We start from the raw sequence: 19,917 nt of genomic DNA, 5'->3' as shown, positions 1-19,917 counted from the left end.
GGGGCAACCTGAACAGACGTGGAATCCGTTGTTCATCCAGCGTTTCGATTTGCTAAAAGTCTATGAAATTTTCGCTTGTGCCGAGGGTATTCCGGCCTTGCCTGCGGTGTCGGGCGCGGCTGCGGTAGCGGGTTTTCTGACCGACCAGCGGTGATGCAGCCGTGCCAGCATCAGGTAGATGACGGGCGTCGTGTAGAGGGTCAGAACCTGCGAGACGATGAGGCCGCCGACGATGGTGATGCCGAGCGGGCGGCGCAGCTCGGTGCCCGGACCGGTGGCAATGATCAGCGGTATGGCGCCCATGATGGCGGCGAGTGTTGTCATCAGGATTGGCCGGAAACGCTTGAGGCAGGCCTGGTAGATGGCCTCTTCGGCCGAGAGACCGGAAACCCGTTCGCCGTGCAGGGCGAAATCCACCATCATGATGCCGTTCTTCTTGACGATGCCGATCAGAAGGATGATGCCGATGAAGGCGATCAGTGTCAGGTCCGTGCCCGTCACCACCAGCGCCAGCAGGGCGCCAAGCCCGGCAGACGGCAAGGTGGATATGATGGTCAGCGGATGGGCGAGACTTTCATAGAGAATACCCAGCACGATGTAGACCGTCAGCAGGGCTGCCAGGATAAGCAGGGGCTGGCTGCCCGTGGATTGGGTGAGCGATGCCGCATCGCCGGCAAATTCCGCATGCAGCGAATCCGGAAGATGCATTTCGAGCACAGCCGCCTGCACCGCATTGTTTGCCTCTTCCAGTGACGTTCCCAGAGCCAGATTGTAGGAAATGGTGACGGACGGAAACTGGCCCTGATGGTTGACGACGAGAGGCGCCAGCGTGCGCTCGATCCTGGCCACGCTGCTGAGTGGCACCTGAATTCCACCGGTTCCTGTGACGTGCAGATTGGCGATCTGTGCGGGGTCCCGTGCATAGTCATTGTTCGCTTCGATCACCACGCGGTACTGGTTGCGTGCGGAATAGATGGTTGAAATCTGCCGTTGCGAAAAAGCATTGTTGAGCGCGCTGTCTATATCGCCGATTGCTACCCCCATCCGGGCTGCGGCAACGCGGTCAATGGTGACATTGGCCTGCAAGCCGTTCGGCTGGCGGTCCGTCGCAACGTCGGTCAACCCCGGTTCCTGCTTCAGGCGGTCGAGTATCTTTGGCGCCCAGGTAACCAGTTCGTTGTAATTGGCATCCCACAGCGTGAACTGATATTGCGACTGGGTCGAGCGGCCGCCGGCACGGATGTCGCCCGGTGAAAAAAGGAAGGTCGAAAGGCCTGCCACGGATGCAAGCGATTTGCGCATGCGGTCGATGACGACAGCGGTCGGATCACGTTCTTTCTCTGGTTTCAGTGAAATCAGCAGCTGTCCGCGATTGACGCCGGAGGAAAAACCGCCGCCGCCCACCGAAGAGCCAACGCCCGCAACGGCCGGGTCCTGGCCCGCGATCGCCGCCGCCTGCCGTTGCAACAGCACCATGGCCGGATAGGAGATGTCGGTGGAGGCCTGCGTGCCACCCATGATGAAGCCCGTATCGTCCTGCGGGAAAAAGCCCTTGGGGACCTTGATGTAGAGAAAGACCGTGATGGCCACGCAGGCAAAAATCACGAGAACAGCCAGAACCCGGTGATAGAGAACGCTCTTCAGGGTGCGGCCATAGAAACCGATAACCGCATCCAGCGTGCCTTCGACGATACGGCCGAAAATACCCGGGCGTGCATCGGTGGCATGGGCCTTCAGTCTGTGTCCGCAGATCATGGGCGTGACGGTCAGCGATACCACGGTGGAAACCGCAATGGTGAATGCAAGCGTCAGCGAGAACGTCTGGAAGAAACGGCCGACAATGCCACCCATGAAGAAGAGGGGAATGAAGGCGGCAAGCAAAGACAGGCTGATCGAGACAACGGTGAAACCGATCTGCCGCGCGCCTTCGAGCGCCGCGCGCATCGGCTTCATGCCCGCTTCCAGATTGGCATAGATGTTTTCGATCATCACAATGGCATCGTCGACAACGAACCCGACGGACACGGCCAGCGCCATCAGGGAAAGATTGTCGATAGACAGGCCCCAGGCCCACATGGCGGCGAATGTACCGGCCAGCGACAAGGGCACCGTGACACCTGCCGCAATGGTCGGTGTCGCGCGCCGCAGGAAAACCATGACGACCGCCATCACCAGGCAAATGGTTGCCAGAAGGGTCCACTGCATATCGTTGACGCTGGCATGGATGGTCGTGGTCCGGTCCGAGAGGACGGCGATGTCGATGCCCGGAGGGATCAGCCGTTTCAGATCGGGCAGCAATGTCTTTACCGCATCGACGGTGGTGATGACATTGGCATTGGCCTGCTTCGTGATGTTGAGAAGCACGGAGGGCTTGCCGTTATACCAGGCATCCGAACGGCTGTTTCTCACGCCCTGGTCGACCGTGGCGATATCGGAAAGGCGCACGGCAGTTCCGTCGCCGCTGCGGATAATGACGCGGCCGTAATCCTCCGGCGTTTTCAGTTGCGCATTGGTGCCGATCGAGAAGGCAAAATCGGCGCCGTCGATGGAGCCGACCGGTTCGGCAACATTGGCGTTCGTGATCGCCGTGCGCACGTTGTCGAGTGACATGCCCATGGCAGCCAGCCGGTCTGGATCGAGGCGGATGCGCACAGCGGGCTGATCAGCGCCGCTGGCCGTCACTTCGCCGACGCCGTCGACTTGCGAAATGCGCTGGACGATAACCGTGTCTGCCGCATCATAGATGGCGCTGGCAGAGATCGTATCCGACGTCAGCGCCAGGATGAGGACCGGTGCGGCTGCCGGGTTGACCTTGCGGAAACTGGGCAGTGTCGGCAAATCGGACGGCAAGTCGGTTGCCGCCGCATTGAGCGCGGCCTGCACATCCTGTGCGGCACCATCGACATCGCGCGACAGATCGAACTGGACTGTAATGTTGGTTGATCCGAGCGAACTGACCGAGGTCAGTTCGGTAACGCCGGCGATGGAGCCCAGGCGGCGTTCCAGCGGAGCGGCGACGCTGGCGGCCATTGTGGCCGGATCGGCACCGGGACGGCTGGCCGACACGCGGATAGTGGGCAGGTCGACCGAGGGCAGGCTGGCGACCGGCAGAAAGCCATAGGCGACAATCCCGAGGATCAGCAGCCCCAGCGCCAGAAGCGTGGTTCCAACAGGCCTGCGGATGAACGGGTCCGAAATGTTCATAGGGCGCCGTCCGTTTCAGGGGCGGGCGTGCCGGTCGGCCGTCCGACGATGCGGCTGCGCAGCCGTTCGAAGCCGAGATAGATGACGGGCGTCGTATACAGCGTCAGAAGCTGGCTGAGGACGAGACCGCCAATGATGCTGATGCCAAGCGGGATACGCAGTTCCGATCCTGTCCCTTGGGCAAGCGCCAGCGGCAGGGCGCCGAAGAGCGCCGCGAGCGTGGTCATCATGATCGGGCGGAAGCGCAGGATCGACGCTTTGACAATCGCCGCGCGCGGATCCAGCCCTTCGGTTCGTTCCGCCTCGAGGGCAAAATCGATCATCATGATCGCGTTCTTCTTGACGATACCCATCAGCAGCACGATGCCGATAAGCGCGATGATGGACAGGTCCTGGCCAAATACCATCAGTGCAACCAGTGCGCCGACACCCGCCGAGGGCAGTGTCGACAGGATGGTGATCGGATGGATCGCGCTCTCGTAGAGTACGCCAAGCACGATGTAGATCGTGACGATAGCCGCGAGGATCAGCCATGGCTCACCCGCCAGAGAGCTGGCGAACTCGGCGGCATCGCCGGAATATTGCCCACGGATGGAGTCGGGCAGGGCGATTGCCTTTTCGGCCGATTGGATTGCGGTGACGGCGTGGCTGAGCGATGCCCCCGGAGCAAGGTCGAAACTGACCGTAACGGCAGGAAATTGCTCGTCGTGGCCGATGACGAGGGGAGCCGTCGTGAACGAGGCAGTGGCAAACGCGCTCAGTTGCACCTGCGTACCGTTGGCGCCGCTGACGTAAAGCTTGTCCAGCGATTTCGGGTCTGCCTGATATTGCGGCGAGGCCTCGAGGATGATGCGGTATTGGTTCGCCTGTCCGTAAATGGTGCCGATCTGGCGCTGCCCGAAGGCATCATTGAGGGTGTCGCTGACCGCCTGCATCGACACACCTAGCCGGGATGCGGTTTCCCGATCGACATTGACGAAGATGCGCCCGCCGCCCATTTCGACTTCCGAAGCGACATTGACAAGAGACGGATCGCGCTGCAGTTCCGTTGCAAGCCGCTGCGCCCAGTTGACGACAGTCGCTGTATCCGTGCCGGTCAACGTATATTGATAGGGCGCACGGCTGGTCCGGGTGCTGATGCGGATATCCTGCACGCTTTGGAACGTGACCTGCACACCGGGAATACCGGTGGTTTCGCCGCGCAGGCGATCTATGATCTGGATGGCGGAATCCGACCGCTGGTCCTGCGGTTTCAGCACAAGGCTGAGCGTGCCGGTGTTGGGCGTGAGATTGGTCGTGCTGGTTCCGACGACGGAAACAACACCGGCGACGTCGGGATCGTGCTGCAGCCTGTCGGTGACGATAGCCTGGGTCCGCTTGATCGCCTCGAACGAGGTTGTCGGCTCGGTTTCGATGATCGCCGTTATCAGCCCCGTATCCTGCGAGGGCAGGAAGCCTTTGGGAATAATGACATAAAGCGCAATGGTCGCCGCCAGTGTGATGGCTGTCAGCAGCAGCATGAGCTTGCTGCGGTCCAGCGCCCAGAGAAGGCTGCTGCGGTAACCCGCTATGATCCGGTCCATCCCGCGGTCAATGCCATGCAGAATGCCGCGGCGTTCGCCTTCGCCCTTGCCGTGCAGGATGCGGGCGCACATCATCGGCGTCAGCGTCAATGAAACCACCGCCGACACGACAACCGCTATCGTCAGCGTCAAAGCAAATTCGCGGAACATGCGCCCGACAATGCCCGTCATGAAGAGCAGCGGAATGAACACGGCGATCAGCGAAACGGTCAGCGATATGATGGTGAAGCCGATCTCGCCCGCGCCCTTGAGCGCGGCATCCAGCGGACCTTCGCCATCTTCTATGTGACGCACGATATTCTCGATCATCACGATGGCATCGTCGACCACGAAGCCGGTGCCGATGGTGAGAGCCATCAAGGAGAGATTATCAAGGCTGAACCCGGCAAACCACATCACGCCGAATGTCGCCACAAGCGAGAGCGGCAGGGCAACGCCCGCAATGATGGTGGCCCGGACAGTCCGCAGGAAGATGAAGACGACGAGGATGACAAGCGCGACACTGATGGCGAGGGTCATCTGCACGTCATGGATCGATGCGCGGATGGTGTTGGTCCGGTCGTTCACCACATCCAGCGTGACACCGGCCGGCAAGGCCTGTTTGAGCCGTGGAATCTGTTGCAGCACGCGCGAGACCGTATCGATGACATTGGCACCCGGCTGGCGCATGACGTCGATGACGACCGCCGGCTGCCCCTGGTACCAGGCGCCGACACGGGCATTCTCCAGCCCTTCAACAACCGTCGCCACGTCCTTGAGCAGGACGGGGGAACCATTCTTGTACGTCACGATGATCGCGTTGTAGTTCTGCGGATCGACAATCTGGTCATTGGCCGAAATGGTATAGGACTGATGGGTGCCATCAAGCGCGCCCTTGGCACCGGCAACGCTGGCATTGGTGATCGCCGTGCGGATGTCTTCGAGCGATATGCCATAGGAGGCAAGCCGCGGCAGGTCTGCCTGTATCCGCACCGCCGGCCGCACGCCGCCCTGGATATTGACATTGCCGACGCCAGTGACTTCGCTCAGGCGCTGCGCCATCATCGTGTCGGCAAAATCGCTGAGGTTACGGATCGAATAACTCGTCGAGCGCAGGGCAAGGGTGATGATCGGCGTATCGGCGGGATTCACCTTCGCATAGGTCGGCGGGTAGGGCAGGGTTCGCGGCAGCATGGAACCGGCGGCGTTGATCGCAGCCTGTACATCCTGCGCTGCCCCGTCGATATCCCGGTCGAGATCGAACTGGAGGGTCACCTGGCTGATGCCGAAAGCGCTGGACGAAACCATCGACGAAAGTGAAGGAATTTGCCCCAGCTGCCGTTCGAGCGGCGCGGTAACGAGCGAAGCCATGGTGTCGGGATTGGCGCCCGGCAGCTGCGTCGTCACCTGGATCGTCGGAAAGTCCACCTGCGGCAAGGGGGCAACCGGCAGCGCGAGATAGCCGAGGATACCGCCGAGCAGGACGGCAATCCCCAGCAGCGAGGTTGCGATCGGACGGTGAATGAAGGGGGTGGAAACACTCATTTCGCGGTTCCGTTGTCAGCCTCTTCGCCGTTTGCGCCAGCATTCTTCTGGTTGCGCCGTTTGTGTTGCCGTTCGCCGCTCTTGGGTGCGCCCGCCGGTTGTTTGTCATCGGCCGCCGGGGTGCTGTCCGGTGCAGGCGCAGCCCCCTGATCCCCGGCGCTGGTCACCTGCACCTTGGCGCCATCCTGCAGGCGGGCGAAGCCGGTGGTGACAATGCGGTCGCCGGCTGCGACGCCATCGGTAATGACTGCCTGCACATCGTCTTGCTGTCCCACGGTGACCGGGCGCATGGCAACCGTATCGCCCTGCTGGAGCAGATAGACAAAGGTTCCCGATGGCCCGCGCTGCACCGCTGCTGTGGGGACGACAATCGCGCCGCTCAGCGTCTGGACAAGCAGGCGCGCATTGACGAATGCGCCGGGCCAGAGAACGAGTTTGTCATTGGGGAAATTGGCCTTCAGCTTCACCGTTCCCGTTGTCGGATCGACCTGATTGTCAATGACGGCAAGCGTGCCGTTGTCGATGACGGTTTTGCCGTCTCCGGAAATGGCTTGCACGGCCAGTGTGCTGGCCGAACTTGCCCGGTTGATCTTGCTCAATTGCTGTTGGGGAATGGCGAATTGCACCGATATCGGCTTGATCTGCGAGAGTGTCACGATGCCCGTCGCATCGGAGGTGCTGACGATATTGCCGATATCGACATTGCGGATGCCGGTGCGCCCGTCAATGGGCGCGCGGATGACCGTGTAGTTAAGCGTTGCCTGCGCGCTTTCGATGGCGGCCTCGTCGGATTTGATCTGCGCTTCGTATTGCGCCACCAGCGCGCGCTGCGTGTCTGCCTGCTGCTGGGTGCCGGCATTGGTCTGGGCAAGCTTGGTATACCGTTCGAGGTCAAGCCTGGAATTGGCAAGGAGTGCCTGATCCTGTGCCTTCTTTGCCGTCGCCTGGTCGAGCTGCGCCTTGTAGATCGCATCGTCGATGCGGGCGAGCACGTCACCCGCCTTCACGTCCTGCCCTTCCTGGAATTCGATGGCCGCCAGCTTGCCGCTGACCTGCGAGCGCACCACCACGGAATTGAGAGGCCGCACCGATCCGACGCCATCGATATAGACCGGGACATCGGCGGATTTGGCGTCAGTCACCAGGACAGGCGTGGGGCCGAGGCTCTGTCCGCCACCGCGCCGTGATCCGCCCCGGCGTCCGGTGTCACTCTGGCCGCCGGACGGGGCGGCAGCATTCTGCGCCGCAACGCCCAGACCATTTGTCCACCAGCGATCCCGCGTCACATAAGCGCCTGCACCCAGCGCCGCAATGACCAGGATCGATACCAGGACACGCGATTTCGATACCATTCATTCACCTGTTCTTGTCATCCCTCGAAAGGGCATAAGTTAAACAGGACATTAGCGGGTATTGGGGTTGCTTGGAAATTGCCGCAGCCATTAAATTTTGTCCATATTCGAGCCGCTTTTGCTTGCGTCCATACGCCGTTCAAGGCTAGGAACAATCCGAAACAGATCGCCCTTCTCAAGGTGCCACTTGCTGACTGCCACAAGGCTCTATATTGCGTCTTTCGCCCTGACGCTCGTCGCCCTCTTTGCCGTCCTGCAGCTAGGACTGCTTTCGGCTCTGCTATCCGGACTTCTTGTCTACAATCTTGTTCATCTGGCCGCGCCCCAACTGGGTAAACTGGGTGTTTCCAACAGCTTGACGAAGACCGTGGCGCTGGCCCTGCTGGCGATCATTTTCATTCTTCTGATCGTTGCCGCCGTGGTCAGCGGACTCGGACAATTGACCAACGGCACCGAAGGGGTTGTCTCGCTGTTCAAGAAGATGGCTGAGATCATCGATACGGCGCAGGTTCACCTGCCGGACTGGGCGAAGGCGTATTTCCCGGCCAGCCTCGACGAGCTGGAATCCATGGCGGCCAAGTGGCTGCGCGAACATGCCGGCCAGCTGCAGCTTGTCGGTCGCGATTTCGGTGTCCTGATCGTTCGCGTCATCGTCGGCATGGTGATCGGCGGCATGATCGCGCTGAGCACGGTGAATGTATCGCGCGAGCCGGGCCCTCTGGCTGTCGCGCTGGTCGAGCGGGCCAGCCTCCTCAGCGGCGCGTTCCGCAACATCGTTTTCTCGCAGATCCGCATTTCGGCGCTGAACACGTTCCTCACGGCGATCTACCTCGTCGTCATCCTGCCGATCCTTGGCGTGCACCTGCCGCTGGTCAAGACCATGATCGTCGTGACCTTTGTCGCCGGTCTCCTGCCGGTCATCGGCAACCTGATCTCCAATACCATCATCGTCGTTGTGGGTTTGAGCGTGTCGTTCATCGCTGCCGTCGGCTCGCTCGCCTTTCTCGTCGTCATTCACAAGCTCGAATATTTCCTGAATGCCCGGATCATCGGCGCCCGGATCAAGTCCCGCTCCTGGGAATTGCTGCTCGCAATGGTAGTGCTGGAAGCGTGGTTCGGCGTGGCCGGTCTCGTCGCCGCCCCGATCTATTACGCCTATCTGAAGGACGAGCTGACGCTGCGCAAGCTCATCTAATCCGCCGGGTCGGTTGGGCTGCGCGCAAACAGCTGTTCGAACCCATCGACATATTTTTCAAAAAGCTTGGAGAAGATTTCGATGTCCTCGGGCGACCAATCGGCGACCACGCTTTCGACAATGGACTGCTTCAGCGCGTGAAGTTCGGCGACCAGCCGTTGTCCGAGCGCTGTCATGACCACGACGATCCGCCGTGCATCGTTCTGCGAAGCCTTGCGGCGCAATACGTTCTTGGCGACCATCTCGGCCACGATGCGGCTGGCGCGCGAGGGGTCGATCCGCAGGGTTTCGGCAATGACGCCGACCGTCACCTCACCGGCGAGTTTGCCGCGGCGGACCGCATCGAGAACGTCGAGATGGGTCAGTTCGAGACCGGGCGCCAGCTTCTGGATGGCAAGGCGGCCAATCACCCGCCGGCCCGTCATCAGCCGCATGCGGGTCATCACCCGCCCGATGCGCAGGAGATCATCATTCGACCCGGTTTGCGGGGTTTCAATTTTTTGCGTCGTCGTGATTTCTGTCATGATTCCAGCATAACAGATGCCTGTCGGCATTAAAATATGCAAAAGGCATTAAAGTGCGATTGACATATGTATGCTAATAGCACATAAATTGTGCCAATCAAAACCGGATACCCCCGCTCCATGAACATGACCAACACGTTCGAGCCGCTCGTTGCGGACCCGCGCAAGCGGCTGATGCTTTTCTTCTTCCTGATGGCGGCCATGTTCATGGCCGTGCTCGACAACCAGATCGTGTCGACGGCGCTGCCGACCATTGTCGGCGAGTTCGGCGAGCTCGAGCGCTTCGCCTGGATCGGCTCAGCCTATCTGCTTGCCGTCAGTGCGGTGATGCCGGTCTATGGCAAGCTGGGCGACCTGTTCGGGCGCAAATATGTGATGATCGCCGCCATATCCATCTTCACGCTGGGTTCGGCGGTCTGCGGTCTTGCCATTTCCATGAACACGCTGATTGCAGCGCGCGTGCTGCAGGGCCTCGGCGGCGGCGGCGTCATGGTCTCGATTTTTTCTGTTACTGCCGATCTGTTCGAGCCGCGCGAGCGCGCCCGCTACCAGAGCTATATCAGCCTTGTGTTCATGGCTTCCGGTGCCATCGGCCCGGTGCTCGGCGGCACGATGAGCGACCTGTTCGGCTGGCGTTCGATCTTCCTGATCAACCTGCCGATCGGCATTGCCGTGATTGCCGGGCTGGCCTTCATGCTGCCCTACCGCAAACCGGCGCGCCGGCCCAAGATCGACTATGCCGGTGCCGTTCTGCTCGCCCTGACCACGACCAGCCTTGTTCTGGCCGCCGATGGCGCCCAGCTGTTCGGCTCGCTGCTGGCACCCCAGACTGTTTCGCTTGTGGCATTTGCCGTCCTTTGCGCCACGGCATGGATCCTGGTCGAGCGCAACGCGCCCGAACCGATCATTCCACTGTCGCTGTTCCGCAATTCGACCTTCACCCTGTTCCTGATCATTTCGATCGCCAGCGGTTCGATCGCCATCGGCATGGTCAATTACTTCGCCTTTTTCCTGCAGACCACGACGGGCCTGTCCCCGTCGCTCGCAGGGCTGCTGTTCATTCTTCTGACGGGCGGCATTGTCGGCGGCTCGCTTCTGACCGGCCGGCTGATCTCGACCACCGGCCGCTACAAATACCTTTCCGTGGCCAGTCTCACGCTCAGTGCCATTGCCTTTGGCCTGCTCACTCAGGTGCATGCCGGAACGCCCGTGGTCATCATCGGCCTGTTGATGCTCATGCATGGCGCCGGCATTGGCATCGGACAGCAGCTTCCGATCATCGGTGTCCAGAATACAGCGGGCAGCCGCGATGTCGGCGCGGCGACCGGTTCCGTGTCGCTGGCCCGCATGGCCGGTGCCTCGATCGCCATATCAGCCTATGGCGCGATCATCGCGGCCAACCTGCCGCACGGTGCCGGTGCCATTCCCGGCGTCAGCAATATCGGCGAGCTGACGCCCAAGATGATGGCGGCGCTTCCCGAGGAAACGCGCCGGATGCTCGCCGACAGCTATGCCGCTGCCTTCACGCCGCTGTTCCTGACGGCAGCCTGTATCGCCCTGTTCGGATTGCTGATGGCATTGCTCCTGAAGCCGGTGCAATTGCCCGTGGCCGCTGCGGCCAAGAAGCTGGACGCGGCCGTGGCCAAGGCGGCGGAATAGGAGAGGTTCCGCCGTCGGTTCAACGTCCCGCCAGCTTTGTGCGCGGTGCGTGGTTCGCCCTTCGACAAGCTCAGGAAGCTCACCATGAGGGAGGTGATTTGGTTGAAATGCCAATCGCAAAGGTTGCAGAATGGTGCTGCCTGCAATCCTCACTCTCCCTCATGGCGAGCTTGTCGAACCACGCACCGGAGGTTTTGCAGTCTTCAATATACAAACCGATACCCTAACCCCTTCCACCCGCTTCACTTTCCCACTATGGTCCGCGGTGAGGCCGGTCGAAACGGATCGGTCTTGGGGCTTAGAAACCCCACCGCAAGCGGTTGGCATCAACCGCAATGATGCCTCCTCAGCCCTATGGCCGGGGAGGTCTCGGCGTATGTCCAGAGCTTCGGCTTAAAGGCCGTGGCGGTCGTCTTGCGGCGGCTTTCTAACTCCCCGGTCACCAGAGGATAAACCTCGGGTGACCACTTTCCTCGCGAGACAAGGGAGTGAACATGGACAACTACAATTTCTGGTCAGACCTGCTCGACACGTTCCAATCCTCGCCCGATTAGATCAAGGCGCTGTGGCTGCTGATTCCGCCGGCCTTCGTGCTGGGGCTGGTGGCGCTGACGCTGCGCTTTCGCATCGAGAGCAGGAAGGTGGAACGGGGTCTTGACGGTGAACTAGTCTACTCCATTCACCGCGATGCGGGCAACCAGCTGCATGTTGTCAGCCATATCCCGCTTGCCGGAGGCAAGACGCCGCTGCTGCTGCTCGATCCCGCAGAAACCACAGAAGTGGTGCGCGATTTGATCGGCAAATAGGACAGGCATTTCTCCAATAGAAAATCAGGCCGGGTTTGCGCAGTCCATCATCGGGACTGCGGCGCGGGGAGAGCGGCGGCTTCCAATTTGGAGGATTGTGCAACAAGCCTGCAGGATTGCGCTATTGCTCCGGGCCTATCCTGCGGCATAGCTGTTTGCCCTACTCATCTCGTCATCTCAAAAGGAATCATTCATGGCTCTTGCTAAAGGCTATGCGGCAACCGACGCCTCCAAACCGCTCACCCCGTTTGTCTTCGAACGGCGGGAACCCAATGACGATGACGTCGTCATCTCGGTAAAATATTGCGGGGTCTGCCACTCCGATATCCATCAGGCACGCGACGAATGGGGTGGCTCCAAATTCCCCATGGTGCCGGGTCATGAGGTCGCCGGGATCGTGGCGGCCGTTGGCGCAAAGGTCACGAAGTTCAAGAAGGGCGACCGCGTCGGTGTTGGCTGTTTCGTCAATTCGTGCACGAAATGCGCCGCGCGCGATGCCGATCTCGAGCAATACATGCCGGGCATCGTCCTGACCTACAATGACGTTGAAGCCGATGGTGTCACGCCCACCCAGGGCGGCTACTCGGATTCCATCGTGGTCAAGGAAGGTTATGTCCTTTCCATTCCGGACAACCTGCCGCTCGATGCCGCCGCTCCGCTGCTGTGCGCCGGCATCACGCTCTATTCGCCGCTGCGGCACTGGAAGGCGGGTCCGGGCAAGAAAATCGCCATTGTCGGCATGGGCGGACTTGGCCATATGGGCGTCAAGCTGGGTCACGCGATGGGGGCGGAGATTACGGTGCTTAGCCAGACCCTGTCGAAACAGGACGATGGGCTGAAGCTCGGCGCAAGCCACTATTATGCAACCAGCAATCCCGAAACGTTCAAAACTCTTGCGGGAACCTTTGACGTCATCATCTGCACCGCCGGTGTGGCGATTGACTGGAATGCTTATCTCGGCCTGCTGAAGATCGACGGCACCATGGTTCTCGTCGGGGCACCGGAGCACCCGGTTCCCGTCAATGCCTTCTCGGTGATCGCCGGACGCAAGAGCCTCGCCGGATCGGGTATCGGTTCGATCAAGGAAACCCAGGAAATGCTGGATTTCTGCGGCGAGCACAACATCGTTGCCGAAATCGAGACCATCGATATCAAGGATATCAACGAAGCCTATGAGCGCGTGCTCAAGAGCGATGTGCGCTACCGCTTCGTCATCGATATGGCCACCCTGTAACCATCGGGTGGCTTGCCGGAGGGCGGTTGAAGCCAGCCGCCCGTCCGGGAAAAATGCGGTGCATCACTGTGCTGGTGTAAACACCGCACAGGGCACGGCAATACCGCGCAGCCGGTGCTCGCCGAGCGGGATCAGCGGCTGCGCCGTTTCCGCCGCGAAGGCGCCCGAAAGCAAGACGGTGTGGCCAAGCGGGCGGCACAGGCCCTCCAACCGGCTGACCAGATTGACGGCGGGGCCGATGGCCGTGAAATCCAGCCGGTCGGCCGTACCGATATTGCCCCACAGCATGTCGCCGAGATGCAGTGCCGTGCCGAACGACAGCGGCGGCACACCCCGCGCGGCGCGGTCGCGGTTGAGGTGGTCCATCCCGGCACGGGCAGCGGCGACCGCACGCAGCGCCGCGCCGCAGGCGCCGGCAGCATCACGCTCGCCAATCGGAAAAATCGCCAGAACGCCATCGCCGATGAATTTCAGCACCTCGCCGCCAAAGGCATGGACGGCACCGGCGATCCGATCGAACCACGCGTCGAGTGCGGCAATCACGTCCTTCGCTCCTGTTGTCTCCGACAATTCGGTGAAGCCGCGAAGATCAGCGAACAGCAGGGCGGCCCGGATGGTCTCGCCCGGCTCGCGCCGCAAACGCCCGGCCAGGACCTGCGTCGCGCTGCGCCGGCCGAGATAGGTGGTCAGGAGTGCGGTCAGCGTCGAACGCGCGGCCAGCAATGCCAGCGGCGCAGCGGCAAAGCGGGCGGCCTGGCGCAGCAGGTCCGACTCCTCCCCGGTCAGCGGGCGGTGTGCGGCCCAGCCAAGCATGGCACCATTGGCGAAATCCTCCTGCACGGTATTCGTCCCGAGGCTGGCCAGCCAGTTGCCGGCAAGGTTGGCGTCCTGGGGCTCGGCTGGACCGGCCAGGCCCAGCGCCTCGATCACCTGTCCCGTGTCGGCGCGCCAGAGCCAGGTGCGCCGTCCAATGACCGGATGTGGTGCCGCCTGGGTGAGCGTGCCGCCGGCCAGCGGCAGGCCGTCGGCGATGAGCCGGGCCGCGAGCGCCGTCAGAAAGGCATCGCCATCCGGCATACCGGTCGCTTCGTCGACGAGAAAGGAAAGAGCGGACGGCAACTGCATGCCCGCCATCATGCAGCGATGCCGGGTCCCTGTCATCCGCTTTTGTTTCTTGCGCGAAATCCCGATTGGCTTACATTGCGCGATGCCGAAGTGAGAATGCGTCCTGTTGGGAGGAGATCGCCGATGACCGAGACGCTTCGCAATGAAATCGAGATTGCCGCCCCGCAGGCGACGGTCTTCGCCTTCCTCACCGATCCCGACAAGATCCTGCGCTGGATGGGGACGAAAGCGACAATCGAGCCGCATCCCGGCGGCATTTATCTCCTGAGCATCAACGACGCGCACACCGTTCGCGGTCAGTTCACCGAGGTGATTCCTGTCCACCGCCTCGCCTACAGTTTCGGCTGGGACGGGCATGAAAATGTGCCGCCGGGGTCGAGCCTGGTCGAGATCGACCTCATCGAGAAGGAGGGAGGCACGCTGGTGCGCTTCACCCATAGCGGGCTGCCGGACGAGACGGAACGCGTCAACCACGAAAAGGGCTGGAACCACTATCTGCGCAGGCTGGTGGTGGCGGCAGCGGGCGGCGACCCGGGACCGGACAAGCCGTTCAATTCCTGAGGTTCGCGGACAATGGCGATGGCACACCATGCGGTGCGAGACCATGCATGGGACATGCCCAAGGAAATCCCGTCACAATTGTAACTCCCATGCTTTCGGTATCCGGCCCTAAACTCAGGACCGGTAAGCAACATGTCGCACCGGCAATGACGGACGACAGGCAACCGACAATCGAAGGAGAAGAATGATGACATCTCATATAACTGGAACGCGCGAGGAATGGCTGGCTGCGCGGATCGACCTGCTCAAGGATGAGAAGGATCTGACGCGGCGCAGCGACGCGCTGACACAGCGGCGCCAGGAACTGCCCTGGGTTCGCATCGACAAGGAATATCGGTTCGATACCGATGCGGGAAGCGCCTCGCTGGCGGATCTGTTCAAGGGCCGTTCGCAGCTTCTCGTCTACCACTTCATGTTCGGACCCGACTATACCGCCGGCTGCCCGTCCTGCTCGGCGATCGCCGACGGGTTCAACGGCGTTACCGTCCATCTGGAAAATCATGACGTCGCCTTCTCGGCGATATCGCGTGCACCGCTGGCGAAACTGCAGGGTTTCAAACAACGCATGGGCTGGAGTTTTCCTTGGGCTTCGTCGTTCAACAGCGATTTCAACCAGGATTTCAGCGTCTTGTTCACGGAGGAGCAACAGCACAACGGCGGCATAGAATACAATTTCCGCCGGGAGGCACCGGCGCCCCAGTCGCCGGCGGGCAAGACCGTGCAGCAATGGAAGCTGCGCGGTGAAGAAGGGCCGGTCGATCTGATGGCGGCCATGACAGGCACCGATGCTGCCACCTTCACCCGCGACCGGCCGGGGCTGAGCGCTTTCGTGCTCGATAAGGGCGTCGTCTACCACACCTATTCCAGCTATGCGCGCGGCCTCGACGGCATCTGGGGTATGTATCAATGGCTGGATCGTGCACCGTTCGGCCGGAATGAGAACGGTGTCTGGTGGCGCCATCACGATAAATACGGTCAGGGTTGAACGTCGATGTTCCGCCCGGACTCCGGCAGCGCGTCTGATCCCGGCATTGCCGGCTGGCTGCGTCTCGCCGCGGCACCGACATTCGCTGTTATGGCGCTCGTCACAGCCCTCTCCGGCGACGCCGGCATGATCTGCTCGGCGACGCAGAATGCATCGCCCTTCAGCGGCATGACCCTCATGTATGTGCTGATGAGCATTTTCCATGGGATGCCTTGGCTTAACCTGCTGGCACGGCTGAGACATGGTGCTGCCCGTCAAGTTTGATCCAGAGCGGGCAAACAACATTAAGCCGGCGCGCGGCTTCGCGCGCCGGTCTCGAAAACCGGGGTGAAGATCAGATCAAGGGGATGGCGAGACTCGCCTTGACGCGGTCCATCACCACAACCGTGCGGAAGCGTTTGACATTGTGGTTGGCAAAGAACAGCCGCCGGGTCAGGCCTTCATAGGCGGCCATGCTGGCCACGATGATCACAAGCATGAAATCGGCCTCACCGGTGACATAGTAGCATTGCTGCACCTCCGGTGCGGCGGCAAAGCTCTTTTTCGCCGCATCGATCAGATCGATGCGCTCGCTTTCCACCTCCACTTCGACAAGGATCGTGATCGGCTGCCCGAGCCTGGCGGGGTCGAGGACGGCAACATTGGCCTGAATGACGCCGCTTTCCTCCATGCGCTTGATCCGGCGCTGCACCGCCGGAGCGGAAAGGTTGACCGCTTCGCCGATGACCCGTTGCGGCGTTGCATTGTCCCTCTGCAGGATGTCGAGGATCGCAAGATCGAAATGATCGAGCTCGGCTGGCGCGGTCAGCAGTGGTTTGGCCATGGAACACCTCCTTCATGCAACAAACTTGCGCAAGACACGCCAAATAAGAGCGCTTTTCTCGCTTCAAGCGCACTATAAATGCGTAAACGGCAGGAGTGAAAGAGCAATGTTGATCCTTAACCGGCATTCCACCCACAATGAGCCGCTCGACCCGCGCGACGCGGAAACCCTTGGTGTCGACGCGGCGGCGGAAGTGGAACGGTATCTGTCCCATCGGGACAATCACGCGCCGACGCCGCTGCATGCACTGCCCGCGCTGGCCGCCGGTCTCGGCATTGCCGCGCTCCACGTCAAGGATGAGGGCACGCGCCTCGGTCTCGGCAGCTTCAAGGCGCTGGGCGGCTCCTATGCCGTGATCCGGCTCGTGCTCGAGGAAGCGGAGCGGCAATTGGGCCGAGCCGTGGATATTGCGGAACTCCACACGCCGCCCGTTCGCGCCATCGCCAGCGGCATGACCTTCGGCTGCGCGACCGATGGCAATCACGGCAAGTCCGTCGCGGCGGGGGCCCAGCTTGTGGGTGCGCAGTCGGCGATCTTCGTGCATGCCGGGGTGAGCGATGAACGGGTGGCGGCCATTGCCCGCTACGGTGCCGAGATGATCCGCGTCGACGGCACCTATGACGATTCCATCCGGGAGTCGGCGCGGGTATGCGCGGCCAATGGCTGGACGGTTGTGTCCGACACTTCCTGGCCGGGTTATGAGCGCATTCCCGGGCTGGTGATGCAGGGCTACACGGCCATCGTCCGCGAAGCCTTGCGTGCACTGCCGCAAACGCCAACCCACGTCTTCGTGCAGGCCGGTGTGGGCGGTGTTGCCGCGGCACTCGCAGCATATCTGTCGCTTGTTCTTGGAAAAAAACGTCCAGCCTTCATCGTGGTCGAACCGGCCCGCGCCGCCTGCATTTTTGCCAGCGCGCAGGCGGGCGAGGTGGTCCAGATCGCCCACGGCGAAGCCACCGTCATGGCGATGCTCGAATGCTACGAGCCGTCACCCGTGGCCTGGCGTATCCTCTCGCGTGCCGCCGATGCGTTCATGACGGTTGAAGAGGAAGGCGCTGTCGCGGCAATGAACCGCCTGGCCCGGCCGCTGGGAAAGGACATGGCCGTCGTTGCGGGCGAAAGCGGCGGCGCCGGTTTGGCTGGCCTGCTCGCTGTTGCCGAAGATCGCGATTTGCGCAAAGCCATCCATCTTGATGCCGGTTCGCGCGTGTTCATTGTCAACACCGAGGGGGCGACGGACCCGGCGCGTTACACACAGCTCGTGGGTTTGGCGCCTGAGATGGTTTTGCGCGCTGCAAGCTGATCGTGCGTGGTTCGACAGGCTCACCATGAGGGACGTGGATGGCTGCAAAGCTAACCGCAAACATTGCAGAATATGGCTTCTTGCAATCAACCCAGCCCCCTCATGGTGAGCTTGTCGAACCACGCAGAGCCGGGATGCCAAGCATCACCCAACTTCGATTTAAACTCGTATTAAATGGTGCTATCGATTGCACGCAGTGTGTCGGTGAACATTGCCGATGGGTCGATTTCCAACGCGCGCGCAAGTGCGATGAATTCAATGATGTCGAGACGGCGCTCGCCACCTTCAATCTTCGCCACATAGGATTGCGGCTTTTGCAACCGGTCTGCAACGGCCTGCTGGGTAAATCCCTTCGCCCGTCGAGCGGCAACAAGAACAGCCAAGAAATCGGCATAAGGCTCTGAATGAAGGGACTTTGTCATGTGCTCCAACCAACAACTGGAGCATTGTGATTAATCCCACTTTCGGATTATCCCATTATAGGATATTGTCGTCTTTTCTAGTAGCAATGATTTCGAGCGCGTCGTGGATACCTACAATTTCTGGCAGGATTTTTTTGACACGTACCAATCGCTCTCCGATTGGCTGAAGGTGCTGTGGCTGATCGTTCCGCCTGCCTTCGTGCTGGGGCTGGTGGCGCTGACGCTGCGGTTCCGGCTCGCAAGCAGGCAGATGAACAGCGGTCTTGATGGCGAACTGGTCTATTCCATCCGTCGTGATGCGCAAAACCGGATCCATATCCTCAGTCACATGCCGCTTGGTGACAGCAATCCACCACTGCTCTTGGCTGACCCTGCGGGTCGTGACAAGGCGGAGCGCGGCCGGGATGACGGCCTGGAGCAGCATATTGCCTGAACTTCTTAGGGATGGATGGCCCTGAGCGTGATATGATCCTTCCATTGTCGCGTCCGAAAAGGTATGAGCCGCGTATGTCCAGTTCCATGTCATCACTCGAAAACGCTGCAAAATACCTCTCGCCCGAAGACAAGGCGCAGTTCGTCAAGATCAAGCGCGAGATGGAAAAAGCCGGCGCTTCCAGGAAAAGCATCGAAGAGCGTTTGAACGCCTTCATCTGGGATGTGATCGAGTCCGATGATGACGAGGAAGAGGAAGAATAGGCATCCCTCTTTCAAGGCCTCGCGCCGCCGGATTTGATGAAATCCACGAATGCGCGCAGCGGAGCCGGCATAAGCCTGCGGCTCGGATAGTAGAGGAAGGGGCCTGAAAAACTCTGCCACCATTCGGCGAGTACGGGCTGGAAGGCGCCGCTTTCGAGGCCTTCCGTCAAAAATTCCTCGAATGTACTGATGATGCCGAGTCCTGCCAGCGCTGCACCGAGTTCCAGATCCATGGTGGAGGCGATCAACGGTCCCGTCGGGTTGACCTTCACCAGCTCCCCATTCCGCTCGAACTCCCACGGCGCAATGGCGCCGCTGGCAAAGCGGTGGCGTATGCAGGCATGCTGCAGCAGGTCCTTCGGGTGCTGCGGTTCGCCGTGCTTTTCCAGATAGGCCGGTGTTGCAACGCAGATGAAACGCTGGATGCGCGGGCCGATGGGCACGGCGATCATGTCCTGCTCGATGCTTTCATCATAGCGGATACCTGCGTCGAAACCGGCTGCCAGCACGTCGATGAAGGTGTCGTTGGTGGTTACTTCCAGCCTGATCCCCGGATGTGCCGCGAGGAACCGGTTGACAATCGGCGGCAGGATGCAGTGGGCGACGATGGTGGGAACATTCAGCTTCAGCGTTCCCGTCGGGCTATCGCGAAAACTATTGAGCGCATCGAGCGCGCCGGTGATCTCGCCGAGTGCCGGCGTCAGCCGTTCGAGCAGGCGTGTGCCTGCCTCCGTGGGCGTAACGCTGCGGGTGGTGCGGTTGAGCAGGCGCACGCCGACACGCTCTTCGAGCCGGCGGATGGCATCGCTGAGCGACGAGGCCGAGACACCGCGCAGCTTGGCGGCGCCGCGGAAGCTGCGGGCTCGCGCCACGGACACAAGCGCATCGAGATCGCTGAGATTGGGATCGTTCATTGTTCGG

The 19,917-nt window shown here is 61.1% G+C and carries 18 protein-coding genes; 10 read left to right on the top strand and 8 right to left on the bottom strand.

Annotation, left to right across the window (positions count from 1 at the left end; all coding sequences use genetic code 11):
• Positions 1 to 60: 60 nt before the first annotated feature.
• Genes J1W56_RS04055 through J1W56_RS04045 form a run of 3 tightly spaced genes read right to left on the bottom strand, consistent with a single transcriptional unit; the run spans position 61 to position 7,663 of the window.
• On the bottom strand, positions 61 to 3,204 hold the full coding sequence (locus J1W56_RS04055; protein ID WP_223611970.1) for an efflux RND transporter permease subunit: 3,144 nt from the start codon (positions 3,202 to 3,204) through the stop codon (positions 61 to 63).
• Positions 3,201 to 6,311, bottom strand: coding sequence for an efflux RND transporter permease subunit (locus tag J1W56_RS04050; protein WP_223611968.1), 3,111 nt, complete (start codon positions 6,309 to 6,311; stop codon positions 3,201 to 3,203). The genes J1W56_RS04055 and J1W56_RS04050 overlap by 4 nt, the downstream gene beginning before the upstream one ends.
• Positions 6,308 to 7,663: an efflux RND transporter periplasmic adaptor subunit gene (locus tag J1W56_RS04045; protein WP_223611967.1), complete on the bottom strand. Its 1,356-nt coding sequence runs from the start codon at positions 7,661 to 7,663 to the stop codon at positions 6,308 to 6,310. Before J1W56_RS04045 ends, J1W56_RS04050 begins: the two co-directional genes overlap by 4 nt.
• Before the next feature lie 187 nt (positions 7,664 to 7,850).
• On the opposite strand from J1W56_RS04045, the gene J1W56_RS04040 reads away from it, so the two are divergent.
• On the top strand, positions 7,851 to 8,858 hold the full coding sequence (locus tag J1W56_RS04040; RefSeq protein ID WP_223611965.1) for an AI-2E family transporter: 1,008 nt from the start codon (positions 7,851 to 7,853) through the stop codon (positions 8,856 to 8,858).
• Here J1W56_RS04040 and J1W56_RS04035 read toward each other — a convergent pair.
• Entirely contained in the window at positions 8,855 to 9,382 is a 528-nt protein-coding gene (locus J1W56_RS04035) for a MarR family winged helix-turn-helix transcriptional regulator (protein WP_223611963.1), read from the bottom strand. The two genes, J1W56_RS04040 and J1W56_RS04035, sit on opposite strands and share 4 nt — an antisense overlap.
• A 120-nt stretch (positions 9,383 to 9,502) precedes the next feature.
• Here J1W56_RS04035 and J1W56_RS04030 point away from each other — a divergent pair, with 120 nt between their 5' ends.
• The 3 genes from J1W56_RS04030 to J1W56_RS04020 all read left to right on the top strand — a co-directional run bounded on the left by J1W56_RS04030 (position 9,503) and on the right by J1W56_RS04020 (position 13,081).
• Entirely contained in the window at positions 9,503 to 11,041 is a 1,539-nt protein-coding gene (locus tag J1W56_RS04030; protein WP_223611962.1) for an MDR family MFS transporter, read from the top strand.
• A 590-nt stretch (positions 11,042 to 11,631) separates the two neighbouring features.
• Positions 11,632 to 11,847 (top strand): hypothetical protein, encoded by a 216-nt coding sequence (locus J1W56_RS04025; RefSeq protein WP_223611960.1) that lies wholly within the window; start codon positions 11,632 to 11,634, stop codon positions 11,845 to 11,847.
• A gap of 193 nt (positions 11,848 to 12,040) precedes the next feature.
• Positions 12,041 to 13,081, top strand: coding sequence for an NAD(P)-dependent alcohol dehydrogenase (locus tag J1W56_RS04020; RefSeq protein WP_223611958.1), 1,041 nt, complete (start codon positions 12,041 to 12,043; stop codon positions 13,079 to 13,081).
• A gap of 63 nt (positions 13,082 to 13,144) precedes the next feature.
• Here the strand turns inward: J1W56_RS04020 and J1W56_RS04015 are convergent, their stop codons facing one another.
• Positions 13,145 to 14,206: an adenylate/guanylate cyclase domain-containing protein gene (locus J1W56_RS04015; protein WP_223612401.1), complete on the bottom strand. Its 1,062-nt coding sequence runs from the start codon at positions 14,204 to 14,206 to the stop codon at positions 13,145 to 13,147.
• Positions 14,207 to 14,329: 123 nt separating this feature from the next.
• Between J1W56_RS04015 and J1W56_RS04010 the strand changes: the two genes are divergently transcribed.
• The 3 genes from J1W56_RS04010 (at position 14,330) to J1W56_RS04000 (ending at position 16,016) form a co-directional block, all read left to right on the top strand.
• Positions 14,330 to 14,767, top strand: a complete 438-nt coding sequence (locus J1W56_RS04010; RefSeq protein WP_223611956.1) for an SRPBCC family protein — start codon at positions 14,330 to 14,332, stop codon at positions 14,765 to 14,767.
• 187 nt (positions 14,768 to 14,954) lie between these two features.
• Positions 14,955 to 15,752, top strand: a complete 798-nt coding sequence (locus J1W56_RS04005; RefSeq protein WP_223611955.1) for a DUF899 domain-containing protein — start codon at positions 14,955 to 14,957, stop codon at positions 15,750 to 15,752.
• A gap of 6 nt (positions 15,753 to 15,758) precedes the next feature.
• Complete coding sequence (locus J1W56_RS04000) at positions 15,759 to 16,016, top strand: hypothetical protein (RefSeq protein WP_223611953.1); 258 nt, start codon at positions 15,759 to 15,761, stop codon at positions 16,014 to 16,016.
• A gap of 70 nt (positions 16,017 to 16,086) precedes the next feature.
• Here the strand turns inward: J1W56_RS04000 and J1W56_RS03995 are convergent, their stop codons facing one another.
• Positions 16,087 to 16,575: an Lrp/AsnC family transcriptional regulator gene (locus tag J1W56_RS03995; protein ID WP_223611952.1), complete on the bottom strand. Its 489-nt coding sequence runs from the start codon at positions 16,573 to 16,575 to the stop codon at positions 16,087 to 16,089.
• 106 nt (positions 16,576 to 16,681) lie between these two features.
• On the opposite strand from J1W56_RS03995, the gene J1W56_RS03990 reads away from it, so the two are divergent.
• Positions 16,682 to 17,878, top strand: coding sequence for a diaminopropionate ammonia-lyase (locus tag J1W56_RS03990; protein WP_223611950.1), 1,197 nt, complete (start codon positions 16,682 to 16,684; stop codon positions 17,876 to 17,878).
• 170 nt (positions 17,879 to 18,048) lie between these two features.
• Here J1W56_RS03990 and J1W56_RS03985 read toward each other — a convergent pair whose 3' ends face one another.
• Positions 18,049 to 18,300, bottom strand: a complete 252-nt coding sequence (locus tag J1W56_RS03985) for a helix-turn-helix domain-containing protein (RefSeq protein ID WP_223611949.1) — start codon at positions 18,298 to 18,300, stop codon at positions 18,049 to 18,051.
• A 103-nt stretch (positions 18,301 to 18,403) separates the two neighbouring features.
• Here J1W56_RS03985 and J1W56_RS03980 point away from each other — a divergent pair, with 103 nt between their 5' ends.
• Together J1W56_RS03980 and J1W56_RS03975 are read left to right on the top strand one after the other, a co-directional pair.
• Positions 18,404 to 18,733 (top strand): hypothetical protein, encoded by a 330-nt coding sequence (locus tag J1W56_RS03980; RefSeq protein WP_223611948.1) that lies wholly within the window; start codon positions 18,404 to 18,406, stop codon positions 18,731 to 18,733.
• A 74-nt stretch (positions 18,734 to 18,807) separates the two neighbouring features.
• Entirely contained in the window at positions 18,808 to 18,996 is a 189-nt protein-coding gene (locus J1W56_RS03975; protein WP_223611946.1) for a hypothetical protein, read from the top strand.
• Between the two features lie 11 nt (positions 18,997 to 19,007).
• On the opposite strand, the gene J1W56_RS03970 is transcribed toward J1W56_RS03975, so the two are convergent.
• Positions 19,008 to 19,910, bottom strand: a complete 903-nt coding sequence (locus J1W56_RS03970) for a LysR family transcriptional regulator (protein WP_223611944.1) — start codon at positions 19,908 to 19,910, stop codon at positions 19,008 to 19,010.
• Positions 19,911 to 19,917 lie beyond the last annotated feature (7 nt).

The sequence above is a fragment of the Phyllobacterium calauticae genome (assembly GCF_019991125.1).
Taxonomy (GTDB): Bacteria; Pseudomonadota; Alphaproteobacteria; order Rhizobiales; family Rhizobiaceae; genus Phyllobacterium; species Phyllobacterium calauticae.
This window is presented reverse-complemented; position numbering and strand designations above follow the sequence as displayed.